Annotated in this window: 25 protein-coding genes; 23 read left to right on the plus strand and 2 right to left on the minus strand. The window is 66.7% G+C overall.

Translation table 11 applies throughout. The features are described 5' to 3' along the window. The first annotated feature begins 9 nt into the window (after positions 1-9). The 23 genes from K9D25_RS10065 (at position 10) to K9D25_RS10175 (ending at position 15,618) form a co-directional block, all read left to right on the plus strand. Positions 10-1,401 carry a phage major capsid protein gene (locus K9D25_RS10065; protein ID WP_244450701.1) on the plus strand — a complete coding sequence of 464 codons (1,392 nt, stop codon included), beginning with the start codon at positions 10-12 and terminating at the stop codon, positions 1,399-1,401. A gap of 92 nt (positions 1,402-1,493) precedes the next feature. Then, entirely contained in the window at positions 1,494-1,931 is a 438-nt protein-coding gene (locus K9D25_RS10070) for a hypothetical protein (protein ID WP_244450702.1), read from the plus strand. A 4-nt stretch (positions 1,932-1,935) separates the two neighbouring features. Next, on the plus strand, positions 1,936-2,487 hold the full coding sequence (locus tag K9D25_RS10075) for a head-tail connector protein (RefSeq protein ID WP_279613806.1): 552 nt from the start codon (positions 1,936-1,938) through the stop codon (positions 2,485-2,487). After that, positions 2,487-2,822: a phage head closure protein gene (locus K9D25_RS10080; protein WP_244450704.1), complete on the plus strand. Its 336-nt coding sequence runs from the start codon at positions 2,487-2,489 to the stop codon at positions 2,820-2,822. Before K9D25_RS10075 ends, K9D25_RS10080 begins: the two co-directional genes overlap by 1 nt. A 13-nt stretch (positions 2,823-2,835) precedes the next feature. Beyond that, a complete protein-coding gene (locus K9D25_RS10085; RefSeq protein ID WP_244450705.1) occupies positions 2,836-3,429 on the plus strand; it encodes an HK97-gp10 family putative phage morphogenesis protein in 594 nt (197 codons plus the stop codon). Beyond that, a complete protein-coding gene (gp17, locus tag K9D25_RS10090) occupies positions 3,429-3,848 on the plus strand; it encodes a tail completion protein gp17 (protein WP_244450706.1) in 420 nt (139 codons plus the stop codon). Before K9D25_RS10085 ends, gp17 begins: the two co-directional genes overlap by 1 nt. 29 nt (positions 3,849-3,877) lie before the next feature. After that, a complete protein-coding gene (locus K9D25_RS10095) occupies positions 3,878-4,558 on the plus strand; it encodes a phage tail tube protein (protein ID WP_244450707.1) in 681 nt (226 codons plus the stop codon). After that, positions 4,555-4,926, plus strand: coding sequence for a gene transfer agent family protein (locus K9D25_RS10100; RefSeq protein ID WP_244450708.1), 372 nt, complete (start codon positions 4,555-4,557; stop codon positions 4,924-4,926). Before K9D25_RS10095 ends, K9D25_RS10100 begins: the two co-directional genes overlap by 4 nt. 29 nt (positions 4,927-4,955) lie before the next feature. Further along, complete coding sequence (locus K9D25_RS10105) at positions 4,956-5,237, plus strand: hypothetical protein (protein ID WP_244450709.1); 282 nt, start codon at positions 4,956-4,958, stop codon at positions 5,235-5,237. Positions 5,238-5,240: 3 nt separating this feature from the next. After that, positions 5,241-6,962, plus strand: coding sequence for a phage tail tape measure protein (locus K9D25_RS10110; RefSeq protein ID WP_244450710.1), 1,722 nt, complete (start codon positions 5,241-5,243; stop codon positions 6,960-6,962). A gap of 21 nt (positions 6,963-6,983) precedes the next feature. Continuing rightward, positions 6,984-7,817, plus strand: a complete 834-nt coding sequence (locus K9D25_RS10115) for a hypothetical protein (protein ID WP_244450711.1) — start codon at positions 6,984-6,986, stop codon at positions 7,815-7,817. Next, on the plus strand, positions 7,814-10,045 hold the full coding sequence (locus K9D25_RS10120; protein ID WP_244450712.1) for a hypothetical protein: 2,232 nt from the start codon (positions 7,814-7,816) through the stop codon (positions 10,043-10,045). Before K9D25_RS10115 ends, K9D25_RS10120 begins: the two co-directional genes overlap by 4 nt. Before the next feature lie 23 nt (positions 10,046-10,068). Further along, positions 10,069-10,329 (plus strand): spike base protein, RCAP_Rcc01079 family, encoded by a 261-nt coding sequence (locus K9D25_RS10125; RefSeq protein ID WP_244450713.1) that lies wholly within the window; start codon positions 10,069-10,071, stop codon positions 10,327-10,329. Between the two features lie 28 nt (positions 10,330-10,357). After that, positions 10,358-11,092 carry a carboxypeptidase-like regulatory domain-containing protein gene (locus K9D25_RS10130; RefSeq protein WP_244450714.1) on the plus strand — a complete coding sequence of 245 codons (735 nt, stop codon included), beginning with the start codon at positions 10,358-10,360 and terminating at the stop codon, positions 11,090-11,092. Beyond that, positions 11,089-11,904: a hypothetical protein gene (locus tag K9D25_RS10135; RefSeq protein ID WP_244450715.1), complete on the plus strand. Its 816-nt coding sequence runs from the start codon at positions 11,089-11,091 to the stop codon at positions 11,902-11,904. The genes K9D25_RS10130 and K9D25_RS10135 overlap by 4 nt, the downstream gene beginning before the upstream one ends. Positions 11,905-11,914: 10 nt before the next feature. Beyond that, complete coding sequence (locus K9D25_RS10140) at positions 11,915-13,105, plus strand: hypothetical protein (protein ID WP_244450716.1); 1,191 nt, start codon at positions 11,915-11,917, stop codon at positions 13,103-13,105. Positions 13,106-13,113: 8 nt separating this feature from the next. Then, on the plus strand, positions 13,114-13,524 hold the full coding sequence (locus K9D25_RS10145; RefSeq protein ID WP_244450717.1) for a hypothetical protein: 411 nt from the start codon (positions 13,114-13,116) through the stop codon (positions 13,522-13,524). Positions 13,525-13,535: 11 nt separating this feature from the next. Further along, a complete protein-coding gene (locus tag K9D25_RS10150; protein ID WP_244450718.1) occupies positions 13,536-13,703 on the plus strand; it encodes a hypothetical protein in 168 nt (55 codons plus the stop codon). Positions 13,704-13,728: 25 nt separating this feature from the next. After that, positions 13,729-13,950 (plus strand): hypothetical protein, encoded by a 222-nt coding sequence (locus tag K9D25_RS10155; RefSeq protein WP_244450719.1) that lies wholly within the window; start codon positions 13,729-13,731, stop codon positions 13,948-13,950. Beyond that, positions 13,950-14,723, plus strand: coding sequence for a lysozyme (locus K9D25_RS10160; RefSeq protein WP_244450720.1), 774 nt, complete (start codon positions 13,950-13,952; stop codon positions 14,721-14,723). The genes K9D25_RS10155 and K9D25_RS10160 overlap by 1 nt, the downstream gene beginning before the upstream one ends. Beyond that, positions 14,720-14,980: a hypothetical protein gene (locus K9D25_RS10165; RefSeq protein WP_244450721.1), complete on the plus strand. Its 261-nt coding sequence runs from the start codon at positions 14,720-14,722 to the stop codon at positions 14,978-14,980. Before K9D25_RS10160 ends, K9D25_RS10165 begins: the two co-directional genes overlap by 4 nt. Before the next feature lie 123 nt (positions 14,981-15,103). After that, positions 15,104-15,394 carry a hypothetical protein gene (locus K9D25_RS10170; protein WP_244450722.1) on the plus strand — a complete coding sequence of 97 codons (291 nt, stop codon included), beginning with the start codon at positions 15,104-15,106 and terminating at the stop codon, positions 15,392-15,394. A 2-nt stretch (positions 15,395-15,396) separates the two neighbouring features. Beyond that, positions 15,397-15,618 (plus strand): hypothetical protein, encoded by a 222-nt coding sequence (locus K9D25_RS10175; RefSeq protein WP_244450723.1) that lies wholly within the window; start codon positions 15,397-15,399, stop codon positions 15,616-15,618. Here the strand turns inward: K9D25_RS10175 and K9D25_RS10180 are convergent. Then, positions 15,615-16,055: a hypothetical protein gene (locus K9D25_RS10180; RefSeq protein WP_244450724.1), complete on the minus strand. Its 441-nt coding sequence runs from the start codon at positions 16,053-16,055 to the stop codon at positions 15,615-15,617. The genes K9D25_RS10175 and K9D25_RS10180 overlap by 4 nt on opposite strands. Further along, positions 16,043-16,309, minus strand: coding sequence for a hypothetical protein (locus K9D25_RS10185; RefSeq protein WP_244450725.1), 267 nt, complete (start codon positions 16,307-16,309; stop codon positions 16,043-16,045). Before K9D25_RS10185 ends, K9D25_RS10180 begins: the two co-directional genes overlap by 13 nt. Between the last annotated feature and the right edge of the window lie 20 nt (positions 16,310-16,329).

Genomic DNA, 16,329 nt, shown 5'->3' on the forward strand with positions numbered 1-16,329 from the left:
GAGCGCATCATGCGCACTTTCGTGTTCGCGGCGCTGGCCGTCGCGGCAATCGCCTTCCTGTGCGTCGACACCCACGTGGTGGCGGCGCTTGCTCACTATTCCGGCAACCTTGCCGGCCCCGCCACCATGGCAATGTTCGCCGCGCCGTCGGCGTCGTTTCGCGGCATCCAGCGGGTGCGCGCCGAAGCCAATGATGACCCGGTGAAGGTCTTCGCCGAATTGCAGCGTACCGTCGAAGCCTTCAAGGCCGAGCAGGAAAAGGCTCTCGCGGATATCCGCAAGAAGGTCGAAGATCCGTTGCAGGCGGAGAAGGTCGAGCGCATCAACGCGGACATCTCCCGCCATACTGCCGCGCTCGATGAGATCAATGCCGCCATCGCGGCGCTGAAGCTCGGCGGCGGCGGCGGCGCCCCGAATGCCGATGTGCAGGCGCACGCCAAGGCATTCGACGGGTTCTTCCGCCGTGGCGCCGAGGCAGGGCTTCGCGATCTGGAGGTGAAGGCTGGCCTCACCAGCCAGTCCAACCCGGATGGTGGCTTCCTCGTGCCGACGCAGATGGAAGCGACTATCGACCGCGTGCTCGGCACGGTGTCGGCTCTGCGCTCGGCGGCGCGCGTCATCACCATCTCGACGGGCTCCTACACCAAGGATGTCAATATGGGCGGCGCCGCCGCCGGCTGGGTGGGCGAGGAAGAGGCGCGCACCGAGACGGGTACGCCTTCGCTGCGCTCGCTCGAATTCCCGGTCATGGAACTCTATGCCGAGCCCTATGCCACGCAGATCATTCTCGACGATGCGCGCATCGATATCGAGCAGTGGCTGGCCGACGAGGTGTCGATCACCTTCGCCGAGAAGGAAGGCGCTGCCTTCATCACCGGCGACGGCGTGAAGAAGCCGCGCGGCCTTCTGTCCTATGAGAAGGTGGCGAATGGCTCTTATGCATGGGGCAAGACCGGCTACATCGCCAGCGGCCATGCCTCGGCCTTCGCGAGCACGGCGCCGGCCGATGCGCTGATTGATCTGTTCCATGCGCTGCGCGCCGGCTACCGCAACAACGCCAACTGGCTGATGTCCGACATCACCCTCGGCGCGCTGCGCAAGATGAAGGACGGCCAGGGCAATTATCTCTGGGCGCCGCCGACCACGCCGGAAGCGCCGTCGACCATTCTCGGCAAGCCCGTCATCACCGATGACAACATGCCCTCCGTGGGAGCGGATGCCTTCCCGATCGCCTTCGGCGATTTCCAGCGCGCCTATCTCGTGATCGACCGCGCCGGCATCCGCGTGTTGCGCAACCCCTACAAGGTCAACGGCAAGGTGGCCTTCTACACCACCAAGCGCGTCGGCGGCGGCATCCAGAACTTCGAAGCGGTCAAGCTGCTGAAGATCGCCACCAGCTGATCGCCGCCCGCCCTTCCGGCCGGCGGCGGGCTCCGCCGGCCTCGCGCCGCGCCTGTGCGGCTTTCACCTCCTCCTCGCAAAGGGTTCTCCCCATGAAGGACATTCATTCCGGGCTGACCGTCGCGGTTGCCATCGGCAACGCGACCCTGTCGGCCGACAACACGCCCGCCGCCATCGACCTGCAGGGCTATGACGCTGCCGAGATCATTCTCGACATCGGCATTGGCGGCATCAGCTTCTCGGGCACGAACAAGATCGAGTTCAAGCTGACGCATAGCGACGACGATTCGACCTATGCCGCCGTCGAGCAGAAGGATGTGCTTGGCGTCACGGTGGGGACGGGCGGCATCATCAAGGCGCTCACCTCCGCCCATGCGGCGGCGGCGGCATATCGGGCCGGCTACAAGGGCGGCAAGCGCTACCTGAAGCTGCTCGCCGACTTCTCCGGCACCCATGGCACGGGCACGCCGATCGGCGCGCTGGTGCTGAAGGGGCGCGGCTTCAATAAGCCCGAAGCCGACCAGGCCTGACGCCATGCTGCCGAGGGTCGTCGTCGCGCCGCCGCCTCTCGTGACGCTGGCGGAGGCAAAGATGTATCTGCGCGTGGATTCCGCGCATGAAGACACGCTGATTACTGCCTTTCTGGCGTCGGCCTCGGCGTTCTTCGACGGCCCTCGCAGCATCGGCCGCGCCATCGGCGCGCAGACGCTTGAATTCGATCTGCCCTGCTTCCCGCAGGGCGGCATCGCGCTCCCGGCGCCCACCTTCACCTCGCTGGTGAGCATCGTCTACACGGACGCGGCGGGCACCGAGCAAACAATCGGGCCGAGTGGCGCGCGCTTCACGGATGGGCGGGGCGTTGATGGGGCGCTGCTGCCCGCTTCGGCCTGGCCTACTGATGCCGCACCCGACACGATCCGGGTTCGCTATCTCGCCGGTTGCCCGGACGAAGAGCCCTTCCTCGCCATTGCCAAGCAGGGTGTCCGGCTGCTGACGCAATACTGGTATGACAACCGCGAGGCTTTCGGCCAGTACCCCGCCGCCGCGCAGGATCTGCGGCGCCTCATACGGGTGCAGAGGTTCTGATGGCCGAGCCGGGCAAGATGGACCGCCGCATCACGCTCTATGAGCCGGGCGCGGAGACGGGGCGCGACGGGTTCAACGCGCCGATCCTCGCGGCGCCGACGGCGCGGGAGGTGTGGGCGGCGTATGCGCCGGCCTCCGACCGCGAGCGCATGCAGTCGGCCGAGGTGGGGGCAACGATCACCGCACGCTTCCGCATCCGCTGGAGCCCGGATGTCGCCCCGCTGTCGCCCGTGTGGTGGCTGGTGTTCGAGGGCCGGACCTTCGACATATCCGGCGTCAAGGAGATCGGTCGGCGCGACGGCATCGAGATCACCGCCTCGGCGAGGGCCGAGTGATGGGTGCTCTCTGATGGTCGGCAAGCTCAAGGTTTCCGTCGAAGGCCTGAAGGAACTCGACGCGGCGCTGGGCGAGCTGTCGAAAGCGACGGCCAAGGGCGTGATGCGGCGCGCGCTCTTGAAGGCGGCGCAGCCGATGGTGGACCGGGCGGCGGCGCTGGCGCCGAAGGACAAGGGCGACCTGTCCGCCTCGATCATCGCGGCGACGAAAAACAGCGTCGAGGGCGATGCGGGCAAGCGCGCCTTTGGCGAGACGCTGCGGGCCGGCGGCAGCAAGACCGAGGCGCGGGCGGCGCTGCGCAGCGCGCGGCGTGAGGCGGGCGCCGGGGCCTCTTTTGTTGAGGTATCCGTCGGCCCGGCCAAAGCGAAGACGAAGCGCGCGGCCATCAAGGCCGTGGTGCAGGAATTCGGCTCGGTGAAGCAGCCGCCGCACGCCTATATGCGCCCCGCCTTTGCGGCGACGCGCGACCAGGTGCTCGGCCGGATCAAGACCGAGCTTGCCAGCGAGATCGACAAGGCGGCGCGGCGGGCGGCGGCGCGGGCGCTGAAGCCGAAGCGCGCGCGGACCAAGCGCGCGCCGAAGGCCGGCAGCACGGGGGCGACGTGATGGAAGAGGCTCTCGTTTCCCTGCTGCTCACCGAGGCGCCGCTGGCGGCGCTGGTGGGTGACCGGATCAGCTGGAATGTCTTCCCGCAGGGCATCGCCTCGCCGGCTGTTCGGCTGGCGCGGATCGGCGGCGCTGTCGGCCTGCACATGCAGGGTGTGGATGGACTCGACGGCGCGCTGGTGCAGATCGACGTGCGCGCCCGGGCGCCGGAGGGCAATGACGCCGCCGGCATGGCGCCGGCAATGGCGGCGGCGCGGGCGGTGACGGCGCGCCTCGCCGGCTATCGCGGCACGCATGCCGGCATTGTCTTTCAAGGCATTTTCCCGACGGCGCAGCGCGTGAGCGCCGACAAGATCGAGAGCGAGCTTTTCCACCTCGTCTCCTTGGACTTCGACATCTGGTCGCGCGTCGCGGCCTGACCTTCCCCCATCACATTGGAGTTGCGACCATGGACGAGCCCGGCATCGGCTACGGCAGTCTTTTCGAGATCTCGACCGACGGCGGCTCGACCTGGGCTTCGCCCGGTGAAGTCAACTCGCTCACGCCGCCCGCCTTCGCGGTGGATGCGATCGACGTGACGCATATGCAGTCGGCCAATGGCACGCGGGAATTCATTCCCGGCCTGATGGACCCGGGCGAAGCCTCCGTCGAAATGAACTTCAAGCCCGGCAGCGAGGGCGAGGCGCTCATCCTGAGCGTGCTGCGCACCAAGATTAAGGCGCGGTGCACCTTCCCGGCCGGGGAGACCGTGACCTTCGACGCCATCATCACCGGCTATGCGCCGGCGGTGCCGATGGACGACAAGATGACCGCCACGGTCACCGTCAAGGTGAGCGGCGTGGTGGTGAATGCCGCCGCCGCCGCGCCCGTGAATGTGATCAAGCCGGCGATTTCTGGTGTGGCGCAGGTCGGCCAGGTGCTGACCGCCTATCCCGGCCAGTGGAGCGGGGCGCCGGCCTTCGCGTATCAGTGGAAGAATGAGGGCGTGAACCTCGCCGGGGCGACGCACGCCACCTATACGCTGCAGGCGAGCGACAGCGGCGATACCATCACCGTCACTGTCACCGCCACCAATTCGGAAGGCAGCGCCAGCGCCACCAGCGCCGGCCTCGCCGATATCGCGGCGTGACGGCGATGGTGGCAAACCCGCATCGCGGCCAGGTGTCGCTTGTCGCCGGCGAGGCGACCTATACGCTCTCCATGTCCATCAACGCCATGTGCGCGCTGGAAGCCCATCTTGGCCGGCCGATGGGCGCCGTGATGACCGATATTCTGGCCATGCACGGCGACCCCAGCCGCATGTCGCTCACCCTGCTGCGCGCGGTGCTGTGGGCGGCGCTACGCGACCATCACAGTGTGGATGAGGCCAAGGCGGGCGAGGTGATGGGAGAGGTCGGCCTGCCGTCGGCGCTGGCGGGGGTGACGCAGGCTTTCACCCTGGCCTTTCCCGCGAAGAAAGCGGGGGCGGATGTCCGCCCTCCGGCGGCGACGGGCTGATCGACCCCGGCCCGCTGCTGTCCGGCTGGATGGAGCTTGGCCTCGACCCGTCGCTGTTCTGGGGCCTGACCCTGCGCGAGATCACGCTGATGATGGAAGGCGCGGCCGAGCGTGAACGCCGCGCCTACAATGACCGGGCGGGGCTTACCTGGACCGGCGCCGCGCTGGCGCGGGCCAAGCGCCTGCCGAAACTCAAGACCCTGCTCATCCCCGGGCGCCGCGCGGCGCCACGCCCCCAGACGGCACAAGAGCAGCTGGCGATCTTCCGCCAATGGGCGGCGGTGACCGCAAGCCCCGCACGGAAAAGGTGAGACATGGCGAAGGGACTGGTGGTCGGCAGCCTTCGGGCCATGCTCGGCCTCGACACGGCGGAATTTGACGACGGTGTCGAGCGCGTCAATCGCGGCGCGAAGGGCCTCGCCGCCAATCTGCGCAACGGGCTGGCGAGCGCGGCCAATGTGGTGTCTTCCGCCGCGCTGGGCATGGGGGCGGCGCTGGCGGGCATCGGCTTTGCCGGCGTGGCGGCGGCGGTGCGCAATACCGCCGCCGAAATGGCGACGCTGAGTGATGAGGCCAAGCGCGCAGGCCTCTCCATCACCGCGTTTCAGGAATGGAAGTTCGTAGCCGAGCAGAACCGTATCGGCCTCGATGCGATGATCGACGGGTTCAAGGAACTGAACCTGCGGGCCGATGAATTCATCGTCACCGGCGGCGGCAGCGCGGCGGACGCCTTCCAGCGGCTTGGCTATGGCGCCGAAGACCTCAAGGAAAAGCTGAAAGACCCGTCGGCACTGATGCTGGAGATCATCGACCGCGTCGGGCAGCTGGACAAGGCGGCGCAGATCCGTGTGTTCGACGAACTGCTCGGCGGCTCCGGTGGCGAGCAGATCGTGCAGTTGATCGACCAGGGCTCGGCGGGGATCAAGAGGACGATCGACCGCGCGCACGAACTCAATCGTGTGATCGGCGAAGACACCGTCAAATCCGCCGTCGAACTCGATAAGCAGTTCCGCGAGCTATCCACCACGGTCGACACCTATCTCAAGACCGCCATTGTCGAATCGGCCGCCGCCCTGCGCGGTTTCCTCGACATGCTCAAAAAGCCGGGCGATCAGGAACTCACGACGATCCGCGACCGGCTCAAAGAGATCGAGCGCATCGCCGCCTCCACCGGGACGCAACGGTTTTGGTACGAAACGCAGTATGGCGGCAAAGGCCTGCCCTGGCTGGAGCAGGAGCGCGACAATCTCCAGATGATGCTCAAGCTGCGCGAGCAGTCGCAGCCCGTGCAGTTCGGCGGCGATCTTCTGCCGCCCACCAGCACCCCGCCGCCCGCGACGACAGGGGGCGGCGCTGGACGGGCGCAGCCAAGCGAGACGGATCAGCTTGCCGCGCGGGTGGAGAGCCTGCGCCAGTCGCTGATGACCGAGGCGGAGCTTGAAGAACAGAGCTACGCGCAGCGCATGGAGACCCTTGCAGCCTATTACGAAGGCCGGGAGGGGATGGAAGGCGAATGGCGCGACCTCTCGCTGCGGGCACAACAGGAATATGCCGACAACATGAACGCCATTGCCGAGAGGCAGGCGGCGCGTGACCAGCAGATCCGCGACATGACATGGCGCGGTGTTTCCGACACGCTCGGCTCGCTCTCGGATCTTGCGGCAACCTTCGGCGAAAAGGGCTTTCTCGCTTCCAAGGCGTTCGGCATCGGGCAGGCGGTGGTGAATACCGCCGTCGGCGTGACCGAGGCGCTGAAGCTGCCGCCCCCGGCAAATTTCGCCGCCGCCGCCGCCGTCGCTGCGGCTGGCGCGGCGCAGATCGCCAGCATCGCCGCCGCCCGGCCTGGCGGCTCCAGCCGGCCGAGCGTGCCCTATTCCTCGGTCGCGACCGCCGCACCGGCCGGCTCGAATGACAGCGCCAGCCGGGCGCCGGCCTTTGTCGAGATCAAGGGCGATGTGTTCTCGCGCCAGGCGGTGATCGAACTGATGGCGCAGATCAGCGACCTGATGGGCGATGGCTATGAACTCAAATACTGACGCCGCACGAGGCTGCTGATCATGGCGCTTGTTCTCTCCTACGCGCTGGTGCTGGCCGAGCCGCTCGACAGCACCGACGCCAGCGCCCCCGTGCTCGGCTGGCACAGCGTGGTGCAGGCGGGCGGCATCCTCGCCGACCATGAGGCGGCGGGCTATCCCGCCAGCAACCTCGCCACGCCCTCAACCGCCGAAGGCTGGCGCTCGACCAGCGCGGCCGAGCAGACCGTGACCTTCGCCCTGCCGGGCGGCGAGGCCGTCGACTATGTCGGGATCGAGCGGCACAATCTCGGCTCGACCGGCTGGAACCTCTCGCTTGAGATCCCCGATCCCGAGGACGCGGGCGCGTGGATCGAGGTGCTGGCGCCGGTGGTGCTGGCGGGCGACGCGCCGGCGATGCTGCGCTTCGAGCCGGCCTATGCCAGCGCGATGCGCCTGCGTCTCACCCCGCCGGACGGGGCGGCGCCGCCGGAAATCGCCGTGGTCTATATCGGGCGGCTGACGCGCATTCCGCGCGGTATCCAGCCTGGCGCGGTGCCGATCCGCTATGCCGGCTCCACCGACATCGTGACCGGCTTCGCCGAGAGTGGGGACTATCTCGGCCGCATTGTCACCCGCCGTTCGCTCACCACCAGCGTGAGCTTTCGCTACCTGCCGGATTCGTGGTTCCGCGCGAATATGGACGGCTTTGCCCGCGCCTCGATGGAGCGCCCGTTCTTCTTCTGCTTCCTGCCGGCGCTCTATCCCGGCGATGTCGGCTATGGCGTGGTCAAGGGCGATCTGCGGCCCGAACAGGAAATGACCGGCGAGGGGGTGATGGTGCACATCACCCTGCAGATCGACGCGGTGGCGCTATGATTGTGCTGACCTTTGTCGAGATCGACCTTGAGATCTGCTCTCTCACCTATGGCACCGCGCCGTGCACCGCGACGCTGACGGGCGGCGCGCCCACCGGCACCCGCAAATGCTTCAACAGCCGTCGAACCTGCCAGGACCGGGTGAACTATGCGCCGGCGCCCACGCCGCTGACGCTGCGTTTCGCCTTCGGCACGGCGGACCTGGCGGCCAGCGGGATCGAGGCGATTGGCTGCCTGGACGATGTGAGCCTGACCCCGGCGGTGATCTCGCTCGGCAAGGATCTCGGCCGGAGGGCCAGCGCCAGCGTGCGGTTCAAGGATTTTCGCTGGGGCGACAGCAAGCTCGGCTTTGACCCCTACCGCACCGAGCGGGATTATGACCCCTTCGCCACCGGCACCTTCTTCGGCAAGCTGCGGGCGCGCCAGCCCTATCTGCGCCAGCGGGCGCTGCGGGTGATACAGGGCGAGCTTGGCCAGAGCCTCGACCAAATGGAGACGCGGCATTTCCTGATCGAGAGCTTCGAGGGGCCGTCGCTCGATGGGGCTTTCACGATCACCGCGAAGGATACGCTCAAGCTCCTGAGCGGCGACCGGGCGCAGGCGCCGAAGCCTTCCAACGGGTTCCTGCTCGCCGACCTGACCAGTGGCGCGACGACGGCGACGCTGGCGCCTTCCGGCGTCGGCAATGCCGAATATCCCGCCAGCGGCTTTGTCTGCATTGGCGGCAAGGAAGTGTGCGCCTTCACCCGCGCGGCCGATGTGCTGACCCTGACGCGGGCGCAGCGCGGCACCAGTGCGCAGGCGCATGAGGCGCAGGACCGCGTGCAGCTGTGCCTCGACTATGTCGGCAAGACCCCGGCCTTCATCATCCGCGACCTGATGGTGAATTATGCCGAGGTGCCGGCCGCCTATATTCCGCTCGCCGAGTGGGAAGAGGAATGCGCCACCTATCTGCGCCGGGTGTATTCGCGCAACGTGCCGGAGCCGACCGATGTCGAAGATCTCGTCGCGGCGCTGATCGAGCAGGCCGGACTTGCGGTGTGGGATGACGACGCCGCGCGCAAGATGCGCCTGCAGGTGCTGCGGGCTATCCCGGCGAATTCCGACGTAATCGACGACACGGTGATGATGGCCGGCACGCTGCGGGTGCGGGAGCAGCCGAAAGAGCGCATCTCACAGGCCTGGACCTATTTCGGGCCGCGCGACCCGACCAAGAAGACGGACGACGCCGACAATTACCGCTCCGCCGCGCTCACTATCGACGCCGACGCGCAGGTGGATTACGGCACGCCGGCCTATCACAAGATCCATGGCAGCTGGATTTCCGCTTTCGCCCGGGTGGTGGCGCAGCGGGTGAACAATATCCTGCTCGGCCGTTTCCGTGATGCGCCGCGGCGCTTTAGCTTCTCGGTTCTGCGCGGCGGACGCCTGACGCCGTTGGAGGGCCGGGGTTATTTTCTGGCCTCGCGCATCCTGCAGATGGACACGGGCGAGCCTGACCTTGTGCCGGTGCAGGTGGTGAGCGTCGACCCGACGCCGACCGCCTATGAGGTGGAAGCGGAAGAGATGCGCTTCGCCATCCTCGACGATGACGATCTGACAAACCGCGTGCTCACCATCGACGCCAACGACTTCAATCTTAATCTCCGCACCATACACGACTTCAGCTATCCGGCGCCGGAGGCCGGCAACACCATTACCTTTGTGATCGAGGCCGGTGTCATTGTGGGCTCGTCGTCCACGTCCCGGCCTGCTGTCGATCTCGGAATCTGGCCAAGCGGCATCGTGCCAAAGATCGTGCTGCGGGGCCGCATTCAAGGCGCGGGCGGCGATGGCGGGTTTCTGTTCCGGCTGTTTGGGAGTGCGGGCGGGCCGGCTCTCAAACTTGCGCAGCCGGCGACTTTGCAATTCGAGGGTGGCGGCGTTTGGGGGGGCGGCGGCGGCGGTGCTGCGCAGGCGGGCAGCGACAACACCTATGGCGGCGGCGGCGGCCAGGGTGCCGTTGGCGGCCAGGGCGGCGTTGCCGCCGGCAATGGCGCGCCGGGCACATCGGAGGCGCCGGGTGTCGGCTTCGGCTTCGCTGGCACTGGCGGCGGGCCGGGCGTTGCGGGCGGCCCGAGCGTGTCAAGCTTCCCGCTGGCTGGAGGCGCGGGCGGCCCGGCAATCGACGGCGTAAGCCATCTTACCATCATCGGCACGCCTGACGTGCGCGGCGCTCAGATCAACTGACAAACTGACGACAGGAGACGACCATGGCCGACCCGTTCGCCACCCACGCCGCGACGCCGACCGCGCCGGCCCGCAAATGCTTCGACATCACCCCGAACAACGACACCGATCTGCCGACCGTGCCGAAGGCGCTCTATTGCAACGGGGCCGGCACGCTGAAGGTGACGCTGGTCGATGGCGGCACCAGTACCTTTACCGTCGCCGGTGCCGGGCCGCTCGATATCAGCCCGGTGCGCGTCTGGGCGGCCGGCACCACGGTCGCCAGCCTGATCGGCCTGCTGTGACCGGCGGCGGGCAAGCGGAGGCTGCGACATGACGCTCTATCGCTGGCAGGCCTCGATCACGGACGAGGCCGGCAATGTCATGCCCGGCGCGACCGTGACGGTGCGCAATGAGGCGTCCGGGCTGCTGCCGACGCTCTACGCCGACAAGGCGGGGGCAACGCCGCTGGGCAACCCGTTCACCACCGACGCCAATGGCGCAGCCGCGTTCTACGTCGCGGCCGGTTTCTATGAGATTACGGCAGCTCTCGGGCTTTTCACGGCCACGTGGCGATGGGTGAATATCGGGGCGATGAACGCCTCACAATGCGATCCGCACGCCATAGAGGCGGATGCCTTCCTCTCGATCAATCACACCTTCGACCCCACGGGGACGGGGATTACCTCGACCAACGTCCAGGCGGCAATTGCAGAGGCGGTTATGCTGATCGCCGACCGCGAGGTTCTTGGCCGCTACATCGGGATCCGCGACATCACCGGGACCGCGGACACTCTTTTGTTCGCCGATCGCGGCAAGCTGGTCCGATCTACCAATGCGTCCCCAACCACGATCACCATCCCGCCACAGGCGTCGGTGCCATGGCTTGACCGAACCCGGATCGATTTCATGTGGTACGGCGCCGGCCAGCCGACATTCGCCCCCGGCTCTGGCGTCACGATCCGCGGCGAGGACAGCAAGCTCAAGATCGCCAAGCGCTACGGCGCGGCCTCGCTCATCCGGCTCGCCTCGAATGAGTGGGCGCTTATCGGGAACCTCGCCACATGATGCCCGTCGGCCTGATTGCGCCGGCTCGGCCGGTGCCGACGCTTAAATCTATCATCGCCGGCCTTTCGCTTCCGACGCCGAACATCGTGCTCGATGCCGGCGACCCAGCGAGCTACACGTCGGGCAACACTTGGGTCGATGTCCAGAACGCGAACAACGTCTATGTCGGCGACGACGGCAGCGGGTTCGGGGCGTTCCCTTCGCTCGAAGGGGGTGTCGGCGCGTTGTCGTCCGCGTTCGCAATGACGAGCATTTCCAGGAGCCTGTTCCGGTCAACGGGCACTCCGAGCTATGCAGAAAGTTGGCACAAGAATAACGGCGCTTTCACGGTTGCTGCTCTGATCTACGTGCCGGCATGGTCAAGCGGCCAAGGCGTATACCTTTTCTCGACTTGCAGCGGGGCCACCTCATCGGTCGGCCTGCGTTCCACGCTCCGGCCAGCGTCCGCCGCCCGGCAGATGGTCCTCGATGTGGTCAAGGGGTCGGGTGGCGCGGCGCTCTCTCAGATCGGCGACGTCACGGCCTATCTGGTTGATTCGGCGTGGAATTTTGTGGCCATAGCGATCGACGAGTCTGTCGGCTCCAATGGCCTGACATTCCATTGCAACGGGCAGAATGTGCAAGCCAACAGCACCTATAGCTCCCCGTCCGCCAGCGCTTCATCCGGCCCTTACGACGTATCTGGCCCGATCGCCGGCACCAACGGCAACAAGATCAAGATGTTCGCCGGATGGTCGAGCCGACTGACCACAACGCAGCTCGGCGACCTGTACAACCGCGTCCGCCAAGACCGCCAATTCGACCTCCCGTGAGGATCCCCACATGTATGGATTTGGATACGGCCTGACGATCAGTAGCCGGCGGAATGGTGGCGCTCCATCAATCCAGTGGGAAGAGTGGATCGATGGCCTGACCGAGGCGCAAGTGCTTGACATCGATTTTGGGCAGACAGACAGGCACTTTCAGGAGGCGACGGGCGTCACGCTGGCAGATGACGCAGGCGAGAGCATCGGACTGGCGCTCGACAGTGGCGCTTGGGGCGGCCGCACGCTCGCGCAGGAGTTGGCGGGACAGGCAGAGCTTGTAACTAACGGAGACTTTACCACCGACGTATCGGGATGGAACATAAGCGCCGGCGGAAGTCTTACGTGGGACGCCGGGAAGGCTAGAATGGAGAATGTCTCTGCCCGAGCGATTGCCAGCCAATCTATCTCGCTCACCGCTAACCTCATGTACTTCTTGGCGGGAGAAGTAGAAACGGTTTCAGGCGTTATCGCCAAACTTATGGCTGGCTCGTCGCCTGGGGGGAACCAATATGCGGGGAGCACTTCAACCGCATTTGTGCCTCAGTATTTCACCCCTAGCGGGTCGCCGGTTGTTGTCTCTCTGAGAGGTGGCGACGCCAGCGCTGGCTCGGTCAGCAAAATGGACAACATTTCGCTGAAGCGAACTCCTGGAAATGCCGGCTCGCAGGCATCGGCCCCCTTGCAGGGGAAGCGACAGGCTGGCGGTGTGTGCCGCTATGATGGCCTGGACGACACCCACCTAACCACCTTCTTCGCTCAGGCCGGTCCAATGACGCTGCTGTATCACGGCACTGTTGCAGTGTCGCTTGCTGCGACCCAGATGGTTCTTGGTGCGTCCGGCTCAGGCGCAGACCGGTGCTGGCTTGCGATCACCACCAACGGGTTCATCGCGGCTGGCGTGGGGAGCGAAGGCGCGGCAACCATAGTCGGCACGACCGACGTTCGCGGCAAGACGATTGTTGCCGCCCTGACGTTTGACGGTACGGCGGTGAAGCTGTTCCTGCGGGTCGATGGGGTAACGACAGAAGAATACTCGGCTGCGCAGGCCGGTACCCCCACCACGACAATCCCCTTCCGCACCGGGGCCTACAACAACAATGGGACAGCGGCCGGTTGGGCCGCTGTCGATGCCAAGCGGCTGAGCGCCGCGCACAAAAGCATGGCGCTTGCGGAGTTCACGTCAATCGCAGCCGCTTGGGCTGCATAGGAGCGACCATGACAGTCAATATCATTGCCATCACTCCATCGGCAAACCTGACCGCGATCAATGCTGTCCTAGAAGCCATGGGGCGTGGCCCGACGAATATCACGTTGAGCGCGAGCACCGATCCCGACGCGAAATGGGACGATACGCCGACCCACTACTACATGTCGGATCAAGGGGCCCCTGACTGGCTCGCCGCCGCTTTCATGGCGTTCCAGAATGGCGATCTGCCGGCCTTGGCCCCAGACTATATCTGGGGCGAAGATGGCTGCATCAGTTCGTCAGATGCCCTTGAAGCGATCACCCCAAGCAACTTTGCGGTGGCGTATTTCAACGACGGCTTTTCTCCACAGCAGCAGGAAGCCGCCGCCTTGGCGTCATATTCGGTGCCGCTCTACAAGCTGCCCCCTCCGCCCGAGTGACCTTCGCACATATGGAGACTGTGCACGCCGCACTGTGCTTCGGTGTGCCGCTCGTCGTGATGACCTGCGGCCCGGCGGTGCAACGGGGGCTTATCCTCGCCCGCCAGAGCGAGCTTTGGCCTTTCGACATGCTCGCCGGTCTGCTGCTGATCGCGGCGCTCGGATCGCTCGCCTTCTGATCCTTCCGACAATCTGGAGACTGCCATGCGCCTCATCCCGAACTGGCGGCGGGTGCTGACGCGCGCCTGGAGCGTGCGCTTTGGCCTGATCGCCGGCCTGTGCGAAGGGCTGAACGTGGTGCTGCAGATCACCGTGGATCGCCTGCCCGAGGTGTCGCTGGGGCTGCGGGCTCTCGCCGGCCTCGCCGCTTGCGCCGCGATCGTCTCCCGCTTCATCGCCCAGCCTAAGAGCCTCGGAGAGGACTGATGCCGACCAAACCACTGCGCCCGTCCAAGCGGGCGTCGACGGCCATTGCTGCCGTGCTGGCGACCGCCACGGCGGCCGGGGGCTATATCCTGCTGCCGACCGGCGAGAGGGTGCCGCCCGCTGTCGTGCTGGCGATGGAAACGCTTATCCCGCCATGGGAAAGCGAGGAGCTGCGCGCCTATCTCGACAAGATCGCCAAGCCGCCGGTCTGGACCATATGCGCCGGCGACACCGAGAACGTGCGGCCCGGAATGGTGGAGACGCGGGCCGGCTGCGCCAAGCGCCTGCGGGTGCGGCTCGTCAGGGACTATTACCAGCCGCTCACACGCTGCATTGCCGGCTTCGATCAGGCGCCCGCGAGCTGGGGCGCGATGATGATCTCTCTTGCCTGGAATATCGGTGCCGGTGGAGCGTGCAAGTCCACGGCGGCGCGGCTGGGGCGCGAGGGGAAATTCCGCGAGAGCTGCGACGCGGCGACGGCGTTCAATCGCGCCGGCGGCAAGGTGATCCGTGGGCTGGTGCTGCGCCGGGAGATGGGCGACGCGACGCGGATCGGCGAGGGCGAGTTGTGCGTGACCGGGCTGGAAATGCGCGCCACCAGCCGGGCGCCCGCTGAGGCTCCGGTGGCGCCCGCCGAGCCGTCGCCGGTTCCTGCGGCCACGCCCTCCGCGCCGGCCACTAACGGGCCGCCTGTGGCGATCTTCATCGGCCTCGCGCTGGCGCTCGCCGGCGGCGCGGGCTTCCTGATCTGGCGGCGGAGGAAGACCAAGTGATTGCCGCCGCTGTCATCGCCCTCAAATGGCTCGCCAGCCCCATCGGCCGCTATCTGCTCGTCGCCCTTCTCGCCGCCGGCGCGGTGAGCGGGATCTATCTTAAGGGGCGCTCGGAAGGCCGGGCCGCCTGCATTGCGGAGGGAGAGAAGGATGTTATTCGCACGATCGAGCGCGCGAACGATGCGCGGGCTGCTGCTGATCGCCGCAATGCTGACGACGGCCGGCTGCGCGACGACGACACCTTCCGCCGCGACTAGGGGCGCGTGCGGCGCCTTCCGGGCGATCACCTGGGAGCGCGCCGACACGGATGGCACCATCCGCCAAGTGAAGGCACACAACGCCGTCGGCCGCGAGCTGTGCGGCTGGAAGGGCGGGAAGTGATGACGGACATGCCCCGCCCGGCGGACGGAGCCCGCTTCCGGCTCGATTATACCATCAACATCGTCAACATCGCGGCCTTCATGGGGGCGCTGCTTTCCGCCGGCTACGCCTATGGCCTGCTGCACGCACGGATCGGTGTGCTGGAGGTGCAGATGGCAGCGCAGGCGCAAACGCAGGCGCGGCAGGTCGACCTGATGGAGCGCTGGGTGCGCACCGACGAGAAGGTCGCCGGCCTCGCCATGACCGTAGACAAGCACGACGCCCGGATCGAGCGGCTGGAGCAGCGCTAGCCATGGCGAAAGTGCCCATCGACGCGGTGCCCGGCTTCCGCGCCGCCCATGACCCGCCTACCGACCTGCTCATGATCGACGGCCCCGGCTTCTCGGGCTGCATGACGCTGGAGCAATGGGAGGCGGCCGAGCGCGCCATCCGGCAGGCCCGGCACCGCGCGCGGATGGATGAATATGAGGGGCGCTGGCCGGCATGGTCCCTCAGACAGATCGCCGACACCTAGGTGCCCCGCCGCAACGCCGCGAGCACATCATCAAGCGTCCGTGCCGTCGCCTCCTCTCCCGCCCCCTCGCTCATGAGATCGACGGTCACAGCAAGAATGGCAGCGAGCACTTCGGCCGCGTGCCAGCCTGCCGCCCCGCCGACGCGGACCAGCGCCTCGATGTGGGGGCGCATTTCGTCATAGGCGTGATCGTCGCGCTCTTCTTCGCCGATAGGCGGAGGGGGCTCGATGCGCAGCCGCGCGCGCTCGATCAGGAAAGAGCGGGCGGCATTGGCTGTGCTTGGCTTGCCGATGCCGTCCCGCGCCCATCTTTGAACCGTGCGCAACGGCACACAGAAGTCACGCGCAAAGGGGCTTTGCCAGCGCGGCCCGTAGGCAGCGCTGGCGAGCGAGGCGAGATCGCCTGGGGTAAGAGACACCTTATTCAGGCCTTCCATTTGCCAATGACGATGCTGCCGATCACTTGGCGGGATTCTGCCATCTCTCCGGTCACCGCGTCGCGTTCATGGGTGACACCATGGCAGATGCCATCCGCGTCGGCGTTTTCCTCGGCGGAGACATCGTTGTAGCAAGCGACGCCGGCAGCGAGCAGGTCGGCATCGCTTAGGCCGGCCATATCTTCGGTAGTCAGGACCGTTTCGGCCTGACGGTCGGTGCGGACGAAAATGGCAGCGCGGAAAATCGTGGTCATTGTCGGTCTCCTTACCGATG

The organism is Ancylobacter polymorphus, from assembly GCF_022836935.1.
GTDB lineage: Bacteria > Pseudomonadota > Alphaproteobacteria > Rhizobiales > Xanthobacteraceae > Ancylobacter > Ancylobacter polymorphus_A.